Origin of the sequence: Bacillus sp. UNC125MFCrub1.1 (assembly GCF_000701305.1) — a bacterium.
Taxonomy (GTDB): domain Bacteria; phylum Bacillota; class Bacilli; order Bacillales; family Bacillaceae; genus Bacillus; species Bacillus altitudinis.
Map to the genome: position 1 here is coordinate 507,591 of NZ_KL370769.1, position 15,620 is coordinate 523,210.

A 15,620-nucleotide genomic window follows, 5' to 3' on the forward strand; every position below is an offset into this window, starting at 1 on the left:
TTAAGATTGAATGGCTTTATCAAGCAGATGCTTAAGCTTGAACAATGCCTTTGAATGAATTTGCGAAATGCGGGAGGTCGATAAATTAAGCACTTGACCAATTTCCGTTAACGTCAATTCCTCTTTATAGAAAAGACTTATCACAAGCTTTTCTTTTTCCGAAAGCTCTGTCATTTTTTCGGCAAGCTGTTCAATTAATTCATCTTTCAGCATTTTTTCTTCAGGTGTCACAGTCTTTTCGTCGCGAATCATGACTTGAACGTTTTCTCCGTCTTCTTGATCATGCAGCTTCTCATCAATCGAGAGCAAATTCGCAAAGAACCCTTCATTCATCGTTGTGACCACATCTTGTTCACTCATGCCGAGTTCTTCAGCAACCTCTGTTGGTGTCACATTTCGTAAATATCGCTGTTCAAGCTTTTCAATTGCCGCTTCTACTTTTTTTGTTTTTTCTCTTGATGTACGAGGCAGCCAGTCCTCTTTACGAAGACCGTCGATGATGGCCCCACGAATTCTGAAGGATGCATATGTATCAAACTTCAGATCTCTTCCGGGGTCAAATTTTTCAAGGGCATCATATAAACCGAGCATCCCTAGACTGATCAAGTCTTCTTTGTGCACTGACTTCGGGAGACCGATGGAAATTCTTCCAACATGATATGTGACGAGCGGCATATAGCGGCGCATAAGATCATCTCCAGCAGCTGGGTCCTTCCACTCTTTCCATCTAGCCCATAGCGCCTGATCTTCGTAATTTAAGGATTGCATCTTTCTCCCCCTATACTTCCTTAGTTATATCTTCATAATGCCTTGTTTCACAGTGCGGATCTCAAGTTCTGTTGTAAGCGGATCGAATTCAATCGTGCGTCCATTGTTTCCGCCCGTGTCCTCACTAATGATCGGGATATGATGAAGAGACAGATGTTCTTTCACAGCTGATACATTTCTAGGTCCAATTCTCATCAGATCATTGGTTGACTTAAATTTAAACATTTCTGCGCCGCCAGCAAGCTTCGCTTTTAGCGCATGTTTGCGCGCTCCTTCTTTTAAGAGCAGATCAATTGTATGCTTGACACCTGTATCTGCATACTTAGCCAAGTTCTCTACCGCTCCTTTTGAAAGAGAGGAGTCTGGAAGCATGACATGGACAAGTCCTGCCAGTTTTTTTTCTTGGTCAAAAAGGACAAGTCCTACGCAAGAACCGAGACCGGATGTCCGAATACGGTCCGGTGTTTTCACAAGCTGAACATCCGCTATACCAACCTTTACAACTGCCGGAATCTGCACGTTCATTATAGGTTACCTAATGCTTTGAACAGTTTTTCAAACGATTCAAAGTCTGGTAATAGAAACATATTTCCTTTCAGCTCTTGCTGATTTTGATCATCAAAAATAGATGTATCAATCACAATCGCCTGATCGCCGAGAGGGCTAAACTGCATTAATCCTTCACTAATGACAGCCCCAAACATGTCGAGCGTGACATCTGGAACACTTGGGTGAAGCTGCAGTTTTGTTAAATCGGCAAGTGCTGATAAATAAGAGCCTGCTAAAATATTTCCTAACTCATGAAGCGCTGATGTTCCTAGCATGTGTTCATGAATCGTATCAATATCAAATGCTGGGTCCTGAACAAGCTCTCTTACAAATTGTTCAGCTTGTTCAAACGGCATAATGAAAAAGATTGAACCGGTAAGATCACCCTCCATTCGCAAAAAGATACTGGCAACTGGAAGGTCTGCTCCACCAAAGAAATCCATTAAATCTTCAAACGAGAGAACTTTGACAAAAGGAACAGCCATATCAATTTTGCGATTCAATAGGCTGGCAAGAGCAGACGCTGCATGGCCTGCTCCGATATTCCCAACCTCACTTAATATATCTAGCTGTTCATCTTTAATTTCATTGAAAATGCTCATCTCACATCCCCCTTAATGAACAGGTGCATCTTGCACGCTCTTGTCGAGGACCGCACCAGCATGAATGATATTGAATAGACGCTGATCATGCTTAATAATACCTGTCACCCATGACAGTCCTTCTTTTTCAGCTGTATCAGTAGAAGATTCTACCTCTTCCTGATGAACAGTAATGACATCATTTGCTTCATCAACAATCCAGCCGACTTCAATGTCACCAACTTGTACAATAATCATTCTTGTTTCGTCTGTAATCTCGTTGTCAGTTGATCCAAGTCTCACTCTAAGGTCAATGACAGGTGTCACGACACCACGTAGATTAATGACACCGCATATATAAGGGGCAACGCCAGGAACTCTTGTCGGCTGCTGCCATTTTTCAATGGACTTTACTTCTGATACTGAAATGGCGTATTCTTTTTTGTTTACGATAAACACAATCATCTTTTCGCCAGTTTTGATATCTGTACTCATTTCAGACCGCTCCTCTATTGTTTTTTACTTAATCAGTGCATTACAGTCAACGATGAGTGCAACCTGACCGTCACCTAAGATTGTTGCGCCTGATATCGCAAATACGTTTGGTAGGTAATCTCCAAGTGATTTCAATACAACCTCTTGCTGACCGATAAACGAATCGACCACAAATGCTGTTAGCTTGTCTCCTTTACGGACAACAATAATGTGCAGTTCTTCTTCTAAATCATTCGCATTTGGTACGTTGAACTGTTTCTTCAAGTACACAACCGGTACGATAAATCCACGGAAATCAATGACTTCACGATCATGCGTTTGAAGGATGTCACTCTTCTTAATGACAGCCGTTTCTATAATAGAAGAAATCGGAATAGCAAATGTTTCTTCCTCTAGTTTCACAAGAAGGACGGAAATGATCGATAATGTGAGTGGAAGCTGAATTGAGAACAGTGAGCCTTGACCTTCTGTTGAGTTAATACTCACAGAACCACCTAATGATTCCAGCTTGTTTTTCACAACGTCAAGACCTACACCTCGGCCCGAAATATCAGAAATCGTATCAGCTGTAGAGAACCCTGCTGCAAAGATCAATGAATCAATTTGGTGATCTTCAAGCGTTTCCGCTTCTCTTTCTGTAATAACCCCGCGCTCTAATGCTTTTTCAAGGACCTTTTTACGGTTAATCCCGCCGCCATCATCTTCTACTTCAATGAAGACATGGTTTCCGCTATGATACGCTTTTAATAGAACGGTTCCTTTTTCTGGTTTGCCTTTTTTCACACGTTCTTCTGGTGATTCAATCCCGTGATCGAGACTGTTTCTAAGTAAGTGTAAGAGCGGATCGCCAATTTCATCGATCACTGTTCGATCAAGCTCTGTCTCAGCACCTTCAATGATCAGTTCAATTTTCTTATTGAGCTCTTTCGTCAATTGACGAATCATACGTGGGAATCTGTTAAACACCGTTTCTACAGGTACCATTCTCATGTTCAAGATGATCGATTGCAGGTCTCCAGAAATACGGGACATTCTTTCCACTGTATCCGTGAGTTCGTTGTTTTCAAGTTCTTTGGCAATCTGTTCTAAACGTCCTCTATCTATGACAAGCTCTTCAAACAGGTTCATAAGTGAATCTAGACGATCGATGTTGACACGGATCGTTTTCGTTCCGCCGGCAGCTGCACCGTTATTGCCATTTGCTTTTGGCGCATCGTTTGCTGGCGCTTTAGCGGCAGGAACTGTGGCTTCTTCATTTTTCTGCTCAGGTTTCGCTGCTTTTGTTTCAGCCGGAGCCGCTTCTTCAAAGGCAGAGACTTCAGAAATCTCCACTTGTTCAACCTCTGAGATCGCTGTCACGATTTTTTTCACTTCTTCCATCGGCTGTTTCGATAAGTAAGAAATGCTGAATTCAGATTCAAAATCTTCTGATTCTAAAAGTTCTGCATTCGGAACCGTTTTGACAACTTCTCCTGCTTCGTTCAGTCTTTCAAAAATCATATAGACACGAACGGCTTTTAATAAGCATGCGTCACTTAATGTCACGGTCAGCTCATAACATTTAAAGCCTTGTTCTCTTGCTTCATCAAGAACTGTACGCTCAAATTCGTTATAATTTAGGTCGCTTGCAGCTGATGATGCTTCAGCTGTCTCAACGGCAGATGCTGTTTCTGCATGGCTTCCTGTCACATCTAGTTTTTTACTAATCTCCGTGACATCACGTTTTCCATCCCCGCCCTCTGCAATCGATTGAACCATTGCTTCAAGGTGATCGAGTGCTTCAAACATCGTATCCATTGATTCAGGAGTGACAATCATTTGTTCGTTTCTGATGGCATCAAACATGTTTTCTAAATGATGTGTTAATTGAGCCATATCATCAAAGCCCATCGTTGCACTCATGCCTTTCAGTGTATGAGCGGCTCTGAATATATCATTCACTAGCTGCAAGTCTGTTGGGTTCTTTTCTAATTCAAGAAGTTTTTCATTACAAGTTTGTAAGTGTTCTCTGCTTTCATCTAAAAAGATATCTAAGTATTGGTTTACATCCAACGTGTTCACGCCCTCTCTTTTTTCATGGAGCTTATAATTGCATGTGCGATGTCATCCACATGCCTTGTTTCATGTGCAAGGCCTGCTTTAATGACTGATTTAGGCATTCCGAAAACAACACATGATTCTTCTTTTTCTGCAATGACTTTTGTATGACCGCTTGCGACCATTTTTTTGACACCTTCTGTGCCATCACTACCCATTCCTGTCATAATGACAGCGATTTTCTCGTAACCTTTTATGTTGCTGATGGATTCAAATAAATAGTTAACAGAAGGTTTGTGACGGCTGTCAGTGTCTTCTGGGGACAGCCTGATCACTAAAGCTGCCCCTTGTTCATGAAGTGACATATTCAATCCACCAGGAGCTATGTAAGCCACTCCATTTTTAGCGATGTCTCCATCTTGAGCTTCTTTGATTGTAATTTGTGATAAATGATCTAATCTAGTAGCCAGCGATGCCGTAAATCCTGCCGGCATATGCTGCACAATCAAAATCGGCGCCTCTATGTCTTTTGGCAGCTTCGTGACGACTCGTTGAAGCGCCCTAGGCCCTCCCGTAGAAGTTCCGATTGAAATAATCTTTCGGAGTGATGAGCCGCTTCTTACTTCTTGCAGGCGGGGAGCGGCCGCTGGAATTGGACTTGGCGGCTTCATGAACGGCTTAGGAGAAACTTGTTTCTCAGTACGTTTTCTCGACAGGCCTGCCGCAAGTACCCGCTCTACAATTTGACCTCTTACTTTGTGTAAATCGAGCGAAATACTTCCTGAAGGCTTTGTCACAAAGTCAAAAGCACCGAGTTCTAAGCAATGGATGGTTAATTCCTTCCCTTGCTTCGTCTGGCTTGACACCATAATCACAGCAAGGTCGTGTTCAGCCAGAATTTGTTTTAATGCTTCTGTTCCATTTAGAACAGGCATTTCCACATCAAGTGTGACAACATCTGGATTCAATTCCTTAATCCGCTTTAAGGCATCTTCTCCATTTCGCGCCGTTCCGACGACTTCAATTTCTTGCTCGGCACTTAGGAAATCACTGATGAGTTTTCTCATAAAAGCCGAGTCATCTACTACAAGCACTCTAATCATGAGTCCACCTTCCTCCTTTTAAAAAAAGAGGACAACTTATCTATAAACGTATGCTGCTCTCTCTGTGCCTCTCTTATCTGCTGATGATAAAGTGTTTCAGCCAGCATTTTAATGGTTTTACTTAGCCTTGAATGAGGCTGCTTCATATAAAATGGCATTTGTTCAGTGACTGCTTTAGGAACAGCAGGATCATCAGGTACCGCACCAGCAAATACAAGCTTTCGGTGTAGAAAGGACGTCACCACTCCTGCTAATTTCCGGTACGTTTCAGATCCTTCCGAAGGGGTTTTACACCGGTTGACAATGATTTGAACAGACTGTTCAAACTGATGAATGGCTAAGTGCTTAATTGCGCTGTAGGCATCCATGATGGATGTTGGTTCTGGCGTTGTCACAACAACCACTTCTCCTGCCGATAAGACAAAAGGGAGTTGATCTTTTGACAAGCCTGCACCCATATCAAAGAATATACAATCAAAGTCATTCAATATTTTCTCCATCTCTTCTAAAAAGAACGACCATTGATCTTTGTCTAAAGAAAACAGCTGTTCAAGCCCGCTTCCGCCAGAAATGTAATACAGATTGTCCGTTCCTTTTGTCATAGCCGCTTGGAAGGATTTTTTCCTAACAAGCACGTCTAATATAGAGCTGGTCGATGTTTTCCCTAGTAAAATATCAATATTCCCCATGCCAAAGTCGAGGTCGATGATGAGCACTTGCTTGCCCGTACTTGCGATAGACAGTGCCATATTCAGCGTCAAATTCGATTTACCTACTCCGCCTTTACCGCTCATGACAGCAATGGTTTTCGCTTGTCCATTCGCACGAAGAGAGTTCGGTACAATCAGTTGGTTCTGCTGAACAAGCTTTCTTAAACCTTCGGCTTGGTCAGGCTTCATCATTGTAAGACCATCCTTGTCAAATCAAGGGGGGAACTCTCAAGAATATCCTCAGGCACATTTTGACCATTTGTTAAAAACCCGAGCCCGATTTGAGATTCTGCAATGATTTGAAAGATCGTTCCCATCGTGTCTGTTTCATCAACTTTTGTGAAAATAAATTGATCGATTGGAACGTGTTCAAAACGTTTGACCATGGCTTTCATATCTTGATATTTCGATGTCGCACTCATGACAAGAAAACTTTGAATGCTTTCATCAAATGGAATGATATCTGTCAGCTCTTTGATGTACGCCTCTTCTTTAAAGTTACGGCCTGCTGTATCGATGAAAATATGATCATAGTCTTTAAAGGTCTGCTGTGCTTTCACAAAGTCCTCTCTTGAATAACAAACCTCAAGAGGTGCATTCAGCAGTTCAGCATATGTTTTTAGTTGTTCAATCGCTGCAATCCGGTACGTATCTGTTGTGATAAAAGCAATTTTCTTTTGCTGCTGAATAGCCGTTTTCGCAGCCAGCTTTGCAATCGTTGTCGTTTTACCAGCACCAGTTGAACCAAACAGCACAATGTATTTCGAACGAATCATCGGCTCATCAGAAGTGTGAGCCGGCAGCAACCCTGTGAGTAATTTTTCAAGTTCTTTTTCAATCTGCTCTTCTTTCACAGCACCCTTTGTTAAAAGACCCTTTAAGCATTCATCTCGAATCTCATCATCAAGACCTTGATCCTTTAGCTTTTGATCCATTTTCATGAGAGAATCCGGCAAGATCCCGGCATGGCGTTCGTTTCTTGCATATTCTATAGGCTGAGAATGAGAAGGCGCTGCTTTGACTGCTTGAGCAGCAGCCGGCAGCTCTTGTGTAAGGTGTTGAGTCTGCTCCTTTTTCGGTAACACCGGGATAGGCGCAGCTGCTGGTTGTAATCCTTTGCCGGCTCTTTCTTCAAAATCTTGATCCAGCACTGCAATCACTTCGACCATTTGCTGTTTCTTTAAACCGAACAGCTTTCGTTTGACAACGGTTTTCGAATTTAATATGACGGCATCCTTCCCAAGCTGCTGCCTGATTTGGATCGTTGCCTCCTGCATAGAATTCGCTGTGATTTTTTTCATTTTCATTAGATATCCACCACTCCGATGCTCTGTACTTCCACATTTGCTTCTAGTTCGTTATAAGATAGTACCGGTAAATCTGGGAAATATCTTTCTAACAACTGTTTGACGTACATTCTTATAGGAGGTGAGCATAATAGAACCGGCGTTTCCTGACGAAGCGAAAGCTGTTCAATTTCTCTCGCCACTGATTGAATCACACTTTCAGAGGATTCTGGATCTAACGATAAGTAGTTCCCATGCTCTGTTTGCTGCACGCTGTCTGCAATCACCTTTTCGACTCGGCCTGAGCATGTCACGACTTTCAGTGATTCATTTTCTCTTGCATACTGTGCAGTAATCTGTCTTGCAAGTGCCTGTCTAACATACTCTGTTAGCAAGTCTGTATCAGTCGTTAATTTTCCGTAGTCTGCAAGGGTCTCAAAAATGGTCACAAGGTTTCGAATGGAGACCTTTTCTTTCAGAAGCTTTGCAAGTACTTTTTGGATATCCCCGACCGCTAGTGGATTCGGTGTTACCTCATCTACTAGAACTGGATAACTTTCTTTCAGATGATCGATTAATTGCTTCGTTTCTTGGCGTCCAAGCAGTTCATGGGTGTTTTGTCTAATCTTCTCTGTGATGTGGGTAGACACAACAGATGCTGGATCGACCACTGTATACCCAAGCATTTCAGCCTGATCTTTTTCTGCTTCTGATATCCATTTTGCCGGCAGGCCAAAGGATGGTTCGATTGTTTCAATTCCTTCAATCGGATCATCATCAGGCGTTGGAGACATCGCTAAGTAATGATCGAGCAGCAGCTCTCCTTTTGCCACTTCGTTCCCTTTTATTTTGAGCCTGTATTCGTTCGGGTTCAGCGCAATGTTGTCTCGAATACGGACAACTGGAATAACAAGACCTAGTTCAAGAGCAAGCTGCCTTCTGATCATGACAATTCGGTCTAGCAGGTCTCCGCCTTGATTGGCATCTGCAAGCGGGATCAACCCGTAGCCAAATTCAAATTCAATGGCATCCATTTGCAGGAGATGAATGACGCTTTCTGGACTTTTCATCTCTTCTACCTCTGCCTGTTCTTCCAGTACTTCTTCAATCTCTTCTTGATCCTGTTTGTTTTTCGACATCATGTACGCACCGAGTGCAAGTAAACCTGCGATCGGCCCTGTCAAAAGTACGCCAATTGGCGTAAACAATCCAAGCAGGAAGATCGTACCTGCTGTGACGTAAAGCATGGCAGGGAAGGCAAAGAGCTGACCCGTAATGTCTGAACCAAGGTTTCCGTTAGAAGCCGCTCTCGTGACAACAATCCCTGTCGCTGTTGAGATGAGAAGTGCAGGGATTTGCGACACAATTCCGTCCCCTACTGTTAAAAGAGTAAAGTGGGAAGCTGATTCTTGAATCGACATTCCTTGCTGAATCATCCCAATAATGATGCCAAAAATAATATTGATAATAACGATGATAATACCTGCGATGGCATCCCCTTTAACGAACTTACTTGCACCATCCATCGCACCATAAAAGTCTGCTTCTCTTGCTACTTTTTCACGGCGGTTTCTAGCTTCACTTTCTGTCAGCATTCCTGCATTCAAATCTGCGTCAATACTCATTTGTTTACCTGGCATCGCGTCGAGTGTAAATCTGGCCGCAACCTCTGATACACGCTCCGCCCCTTTGGTGATGACAATAAACTGAATGATGATCAGAATAAGGAAGACAACCAGACCAACGAGTATATTGCCCCCAACAACAAATGATCCAAACGTTTCTACAACCTTACCAGCATCTCCAGTTGATAAAATAGAACGGGTTGTAGAGATGTTAAGCCCTAAACGAAACAGTGTTAAGAGCAAAAGTAACGATGGAAAAATGGAAAATTGCAGTGGTTCTTGCATGTTCATTGTGGTGAGAAGCACGATAAGCGCAAGAGAAATATTAATAATAATTAAAATACTTAATAGGACGGGCGGAAACGGTATGACCAGCATCGCCACGATTAAAATAACACTGAATAAAACAGATAAATCTCTTGCTGACATGCCTGTTCTCTCCTTTTAAAACCAAAAATTCATAAAATCTTTTGTTTCGTTTTATATACGTAAGCCAAAATTTCTGCGATCGCCTTAAAATATTCTTCCGGCACCGCTTGGTTGATATCCACTTGATCATAGAGAGCACGGGCGAGCGGCCGGTTCTCTACAGTCATGACATCGTGTTCTTTCGCAATTGTTCTAATTTTCAAAGCCAAAATATCTGTTCCCTTTGCCACAACAAACGGCGCGTCCATCTTTTCTTCGTCATATTTCAAGGCAATTGCGTAGTGGGTCGGGTTTGTAATGATGACGTCCGCTTTTGGGACTTCCTGCATCATCCGTCTCATGGCCATTTCCCTTTGCCGCTGTTTAATTTTTGATTTTATGAGCGGGTCACCCTCTGATTTTTTATACTCATCTTTGATGTCTTGTTTAGACATCCGTAAGTTTTTTTCATAATCAAATTTCTGATACATGTAGTCAAGCCCGGCTAAGATCAGAAGAGCACCTGCTGCATATAGCCCCATAATCAAGGTCATATTTGCCACGAAATGAAGGGTTTCCTCTGCAGTGAGTAGAGGGAGCCGCAAGATTTCGTCAAAGTGCATCCATAGAGCGATAAATGTCGCAAAACCAACAAAACCAATTTTTAAAATGGATTTTAATAGCTCAACGAGTGCTCGAATACTGTATATTCGTTTAAACCCTTTGATTGGATCAAGCTTTTCTAATTTGGGCTTGATCACTTCAGTTGAAAAGAGAAATCCAACTTGTAAATAGTTACTGATGATCCCTGCCAGCATCCCAACACCAAGAATTGGCATGAGGAGGAGACCTGTCTCTTGAAGCAATTCCAAGAATAACTGGTGAATATTAGATGTGCTAACCTTCATTAGCATCGTTGTTGAATAAAAACGTTCAATGAGCGCAATAATACGCTCTTTCATAAAAGGCCCAATAAAAAAGAATGATAAAAAGATTAGTAGAAATGAGATGGCTGTATTGACGTCGGTACTTTTGGCAACCTGCCCTTTTTTACGTGAATCCCGTCTCTTTTTCGGTGTTGCTTTTTCTGTTTTTTCACCTGCGAAAAATTGCAAGTCGAGTCTAAGTCTTGTCGTCATGACGAACCACCGACCAATGCTAAGAAATTCCTCATGGTGAGCACAATCGTTTCAAATGTATTTTGGACGACCCCGAAGATGACACCCATACAAATGATGATCATAATAAAACTCACGCCCATTTTAATGGGAAGTCCAACGACAAATACGTTCATTTGCGGAACTGTACGTGCCACAATTCCTAATGCCAAATCGACTAAAAACAAACTAGCCACAACAGGTGCTGAGATTTGAAAGGCTATGATGAACATTTGGTTGAAGCTCTTTGCAATAAAGTAAGCAAAGGATTCACTACCGAAGTTCAGTGCATACTGATCAACTTGAATATATTGAAAACTGTAATAGATTCCATCAAGCAGCAAATGATGTGCATTTGTTGCCAGCATCAGCAGCAAGGTCACCGTATAAAAAAACTGCCCCATCAGCGGCGTTTGCGCCCCTGTTTGTGGATCAATAATATTGGCGATCGCAAAACCCATTTGAAAATCGATGAATGAGCCGGCAATTTGAACTGCGGACACCATGATATATGCAATCAGTCCAAGAAGAAGTCCGACCATTGCTTCTTTCACGGCAAGCATCATGTAAAGACCGTCGATATCGAGTGCTGGCGGTTCTTTAATGGTGCTAAAACTAATGACAGCCAAAAACAGTGAAAAACCAACTCTGTGAACTGCTGGTATCGTTCGATGCGCTAATAGCGGCACTGTCACAAAAAAAGCGGTGATCCGAATGAAAACGAGAAGAAAGGCAGGAAATAATTCTATGATTGACATCTCTGATTAACCTGCAAATCGATCTAAATTCGAGAACAGCTCTGTTGTAAATGACACAATTGTTGAAAGCATCCACGGACCAAACACAACAAGTCCAATGAGCACTGCAACAATTTTTGGAATGAACGCAAGCGTCTGTTCTTGGATTTGGGTTGTCGCCTGAAACACACTGACAATTAGTCCCACGATTAGTGCGAGCGCAAGAAGCGGCCCGCTGACAAGTAAAACAACATACACTGATCTTTCAGCCATCGTAATGACAAATTCTGAACTCATGTTTTAAGCACCTACTCTAAAAGCTTTGCAGCAAAGATTTAACAATCAAATACCATCCATCAACTAATACAAATAACAATATTTTGAAAGGGAGCGATATCATAACCGGCGGAAGCATCATCATCCCCATCGACATCAGGACACTTGCGACCACCATGTCAATAATTAAAAATGGAATAAAAATCATAAAACCAATTTGAAATGCCGTCTTTAATTCTGAAATTGCAAATGCTGGTACCATCGCCGTTAAGGGAATATCTTTAATCGATTCAGGGGTATCCATTTTTGCGTAACTAAGAAATAAAGCCAAATCTTTCTGTCTCGTATGTTTACTCATAAACTCTTTAATTGGCACTTCGGCTTTTTCATAGGCCTGATTTAACGTAATATCATCATTTAACAGCGGCGTGAGTGCCTCTTTATTAATCTCTGAGAACGTGGGTGCCATAATAAAAAATGTGAGAAACAAAGCAAGTCCTACAAGCACTTGGTTTGGCGGCATTGAGTTGGTTGCAAGTGATGTTCTGACGAACGAAAGAACAATCACAATCCGTGTAAAACAGGTCATTAAAATAAGAATGCCTGGTGCAACTGAAAATACAGTTAACAATAAAAGAAGACGGACAGATGTGCTAATATTTCCTGCGCCACTGGAATTAAATAAATCGATAAACTCATTCATTTTGTTTCGGGCCTTTCTTTCTGACTTCTGATTGGGTCTTTTTCAATTCGGCTAGCTGCGCCTTTAAATTGGCTGAAAAAGAAGAAGTGGTCGGCTGATCGTGTTTCTTCACTTGCGATGTTAATTTTTGCATCATTTTCGGTAAGTCAGTCTTACTTTCCATCGCTTCTTCGTATTGTTTCACAATCGCTTCGCATTCTTGTTCATCATCGATTTCTTTTAGCAGCTGGATTGAGTCTGCTACGCCGACAACTAATACTCGTTTGCCCACTTTGATCAGCTGAACTGAACGATTTTGACCAACCGTCGTTCCGCCAATATTTTCAACATAGCGAAATGGCTTGAGTAAGCGGTTTTGCTTTCCAACAAATCTCACCAATCCGTAAATGAGCAGGATGACAAAAAGTAAGGCACCAATCATTTTGACAAAATCCATAATGGAGACAGAAGAAGAGGGAACTTCTTCTGCCGGATTCGTTTGATTGTCAGTGGTTTTCTTTTCTGTATCCTTTTTGCTTTCTTTCTCATCTTTGAGCCAGTCATTCACTGTGCCATTTTCAGGATCTTTTGTTTCAGCAAACAGTGAGGCGGGCTGCGCTGTCAAGAAAAGCATAAAACTGATCATTGCTATACATATCAAACGTTTTTTCAACAAGTCTTACACCCTTTTTTAGCCTAACGTTTTATTAATTGCTTCAAGTACACGGTCTGCCTGGAATGGCTTCACGATAAAGTCTTTTGCACCTGCTTGAATGGCATCAATAACCATTGATTGTTGTCCCATCGCTGAGCACATAATGATTTTTGCCGAAGCATCGATTTGTTTAATTTCTTTTAATGCTGTGATCCCGTCCATTTCTGGCATTGTGATATCCATTGTGACTAGATCAGGAGATGTTTCTTTATATTTTTCAACAGCTTGTGCGCCGTTTTCTGCTTCTCCTACTACATCAAATCCATTTTTTACAAGAATATCCTTAATCATCATTCTCATGAATGCTGCATCATCTACGATTAATACCTTAGTAGCCATTTACTTATTCTCTCCCTATATGTTTGTTTATTTTAAATTAGAAAGTCTTTCAGACTGACTTAAAATGTCAGTCACACGTACACCAAAGTTCTCATCAATGACAACAACTTCTCCTTTGGCGACGATTCGTTTGTTGACCAGAATGTCGACTGGCTCACCTGCAAGTTTGTCCAGTTCAATGATACTTCCAGCGGAAAGTTCAAGTACTTCTTTCACACTGCGCTGCGTTCTTCCAAGCTCCACTGTAATGGAAAGTGGAATATCCATCAGCATATCAAGATTACCGAGCTGACTTGTTGTATGCTGAGGCTCACTAAATGCCTCAAATTCAACTGGCGCCACATTGACAGGTTCTGCCGGCTTTGGCTTCGCCTGTCTTTTCGGCGGTGCCGATTGCTGCATAGGAGCAGATTGTACTTGCGGAGCAGCCTGCTGTGGTTCAGGTGCACTCTGAGGTGCTTCTTGAACCGGCTCTTCTTCCGCTGGGTCTGTTAATTCTGCAATCAAATCTTTCGCAAACGTAATAGGGTAAAGCTGCATAATATTTGAATCTATGAGTTCACCTATTGTTAATCTAAAGGACACTTTGACAAGCATCTCTTCAGCTGGAATGCGGTCTGTGCCTTCTCCTTCTTTCACATCAAGCAACTCAACGCGAGGCGGAGAAATATCAATCTTTTTATTAAAGACTGTTGACATGGACGTCGCTGCTGAACCCATCATTTGGTTCATTGCTTCTTGTACTGCACTTAAGTGAATTTCACTTAACGACGGGTCAGCATTTGTTCCATCTCCGCCCATCATTAAATCCGCAATGACTGCCGCATCGGTTTGCTGGATGACAAGCAGGTTACTAGCGCTGAAGCCTTCCGTATAATTCACTTCAATCGCGACATACGGATGAGGAAATTCCTCATTCAGCTTGCTTTTTTGAATCACTGTGACAGTTGGAGTTGTAATCTCCACTTTTTGACTTAATAGGGTTGAAAGTGCTGTTGCAGAGCTTCCAAATGATATATTTCCGATTTCCCCAATGGCATCTTGTTCCATTGCAGAAAGGAGTGTATCAGGCTCTATATCGTCATTGCTGCCTCCTTTAAGGAGCGCATCGATCTCATCTTGTGATAATTTACTTCCGTTATTCTCCATCTTCTTCACCTCTTATGTCGTGATCTAGAATTTGAATCGCCTGTTTCCGATTCACGCGGCCGGCCTGTCCCAAGAATTTCGGTTTATTTCCGACCATAACAGTAAGAGGCGCATTTACTGGTTTGTCCAAGGCAATACAATCACCAATTTCCAAATTCAAAAACTCTTCCACCGTCATTTCCGATTGTCCAAGCTCTGCGACTACCGGTATTTTCGCCGTCATAATCCGTTTTTCAATGGCCTTTGTTTCTTCTTTTTTCGGTTCATTTCGTTCCGATTGCATCCAGTAGTGTACAGACAGCTTCGGAATAATAGGCTCTAATACTACGTGAGGAATACAGAGATTAATAACCCCGCTTACCTCACCAATTTGTGTATTAAGAGAAATGACGACAACTGTTTCGTTTGGTGACACCATTTGAACAAACTGGGGATTTACCTCGAAATCTGCCATTTCTGGCTCGATGTCGGTTATGGACTGCCACGCTTCTCTGTAGTTTTCCAAAGCTCCCTCAAACATGTTTGAGATAATCTTTGTTTCGATTTCTGTCAGTGATTCTGTCTTATTATGACTAATGCCAATCCCACCCATCAGCCTATCCATCATGGCATAGCCAATCGTTGGGTTCACTTCAAGCATGATTCTTCCTTCAAGCGGGCTGACGTAAAATAAGTTTAATAATGTCATATTAGGAATCGAACGAATAAATTCTTCATATGGCACTTGGTCAACCGAGCTGACAGAAATTTGAATATATGATCTTAGCTGCGCTGAAAAGTGTGTGGTAAGCAGTCTAGCGAAGTTATCATGAATTCTTGTTAAACTTCGAATCTGGTCTTTTGAAAAGCGCAGTGCACGTTTAAAGTCATACACTTTCACTTTTTTCGTCGTTTCTTCTTTTTTCAGCTCTTCTGCATCCATTTCGCCTGTTGATATGGCGGATAATAATGCGTCGATCTCATTCTGGGAAAGCACTTCTCCTGACATTTCTTCACCTCCATC

17 protein-coding genes are annotated in these 15,620 nt (G+C 41.9%); all 17 read right to left on the reverse strand.

What is annotated here, in order from left to right; genetic code table 11:
* From N521_RS15325 to fliM, 17 genes are read right to left on the reverse strand one after another with little or no spacing between them, the layout of a single operon-like run.
* Positions 1-768, reverse strand: a complete 768-nt coding sequence (locus N521_RS15325; protein WP_007499565.1) for a FliA/WhiG family RNA polymerase sigma factor — start codon at positions 766-768, stop codon at positions 1-3.
* Positions 769-792: 24 nt separating this feature from the next.
* Positions 793-1,293 carry a chemotaxis protein CheD gene (locus N521_RS15330; protein WP_007499566.1) on the reverse strand — a complete coding sequence of 167 codons (501 nt, stop codon included), beginning with the start codon at positions 1,291-1,293 and terminating at the stop codon, positions 793-795.
* Positions 1,293-1,919 (reverse strand): chemotaxis protein CheC, encoded by a 627-nt coding sequence (locus N521_RS15335; RefSeq protein WP_007499567.1) that lies wholly within the window; start codon positions 1,917-1,919, stop codon positions 1,293-1,295. The genes N521_RS15330 and N521_RS15335 overlap by 1 nt, the downstream gene beginning before the upstream one ends.
* A gap of 12 nt (positions 1,920-1,931) precedes the next feature.
* The gene (locus tag N521_RS15340) at positions 1,932-2,393 is read right to left on the reverse strand and encodes a chemotaxis protein CheW (RefSeq protein ID WP_007499568.1); all 462 of its coding nucleotides are present in this window, start codon (positions 2,391-2,393) and stop codon (positions 1,932-1,934) included.
* Between the two features lie 24 nt (positions 2,394-2,417).
* Positions 2,418-4,445 carry a chemotaxis protein CheA gene (locus N521_RS15345; RefSeq protein ID WP_035392054.1) on the reverse strand — a complete coding sequence of 676 codons (2,028 nt, stop codon included), beginning with the start codon at positions 4,443-4,445 and terminating at the stop codon, positions 2,418-2,420.
* A 5-nt stretch (positions 4,446-4,450) separates the two neighbouring features.
* Positions 4,451-5,533: a protein-glutamate methylesterase/protein-glutamine glutaminase gene (locus tag N521_RS15350; protein ID WP_008344775.1), complete on the reverse strand. Its 1,083-nt coding sequence runs from the start codon at positions 5,531-5,533 to the stop codon at positions 4,451-4,453.
* Positions 5,530-6,435, reverse strand: coding sequence for a MinD/ParA family protein (locus tag N521_RS15355; RefSeq protein WP_035392057.1), 906 nt, complete (start codon positions 6,433-6,435; stop codon positions 5,530-5,532). Before N521_RS15355 ends, N521_RS15350 begins: the two co-directional genes overlap by 4 nt.
* Positions 6,432-7,550 (reverse strand): flagellar biosynthesis GTPase FlhF, encoded by a 1,119-nt coding sequence (gene flhF, locus N521_RS15360; protein WP_035392060.1) that lies wholly within the window; start codon positions 7,548-7,550, stop codon positions 6,432-6,434. The genes N521_RS15355 and flhF overlap by 4 nt, the downstream gene beginning before the upstream one ends.
* A complete protein-coding gene (gene flhA / locus N521_RS15365) occupies positions 7,550-9,583 on the reverse strand; it encodes a flagellar biosynthesis protein FlhA (RefSeq protein WP_035392063.1) in 2,034 nt (677 codons plus the stop codon). Before flhA ends, flhF begins: the two co-directional genes overlap by 1 nt.
* A gap of 29 nt (positions 9,584-9,612) precedes the next feature.
* Positions 9,613-10,701, reverse strand: coding sequence for a flagellar biosynthesis protein FlhB (gene flhB, locus N521_RS15370; RefSeq protein ID WP_007499576.1), 1,089 nt, complete (start codon positions 10,699-10,701; stop codon positions 9,613-9,615).
* Positions 10,698-11,477 (reverse strand): flagellar biosynthetic protein FliR, encoded by a 780-nt coding sequence (gene fliR, locus N521_RS15375; protein ID WP_007499578.1) that lies wholly within the window; start codon positions 11,475-11,477, stop codon positions 10,698-10,700. The genes flhB and fliR overlap by 4 nt, the downstream gene beginning before the upstream one ends.
* A 6-nt stretch (positions 11,478-11,483) precedes the next feature.
* The gene (fliQ, locus tag N521_RS15380; RefSeq protein WP_003211206.1) at positions 11,484-11,753 is read right to left on the reverse strand and encodes a flagellar biosynthesis protein FliQ; all 270 of its coding nucleotides are present in this window, start codon (positions 11,751-11,753) and stop codon (positions 11,484-11,486) included.
* 16 nt (positions 11,754-11,769) lie between these two features.
* Positions 11,770-12,435: a flagellar type III secretion system pore protein FliP gene (gene fliP, locus N521_RS15385; RefSeq protein WP_007499580.1), complete on the reverse strand. Its 666-nt coding sequence runs from the start codon at positions 12,433-12,435 to the stop codon at positions 11,770-11,772.
* Positions 12,428-13,087 (reverse strand): flagella biosynthesis regulatory protein FliZ, encoded by a 660-nt coding sequence (fliZ, locus tag N521_RS15390; RefSeq protein WP_024720357.1) that lies wholly within the window; start codon positions 13,085-13,087, stop codon positions 12,428-12,430. The genes fliP and fliZ overlap by 8 nt, the downstream gene beginning before the upstream one ends.
* A gap of 18 nt (positions 13,088-13,105) precedes the next feature.
* Positions 13,106-13,468: a response regulator gene (locus N521_RS15395; protein ID WP_007499584.1), complete on the reverse strand. Its 363-nt coding sequence runs from the start codon at positions 13,466-13,468 to the stop codon at positions 13,106-13,108.
* Positions 13,469-13,495: 27 nt separating this feature from the next.
* Complete coding sequence (gene fliY, locus N521_RS15400; protein ID WP_008344791.1) at positions 13,496-14,617, reverse strand: flagellar motor switch phosphatase FliY; 1,122 nt, start codon at positions 14,615-14,617, stop codon at positions 13,496-13,498.
* Positions 14,607-15,605, reverse strand: a complete 999-nt coding sequence (fliM, locus tag N521_RS15405; protein WP_007499590.1) for a flagellar motor switch protein FliM — start codon at positions 15,603-15,605, stop codon at positions 14,607-14,609. Before fliM ends, fliY begins: the two co-directional genes overlap by 11 nt.
* Positions 15,606-15,620 lie beyond the last annotated feature (15 nt).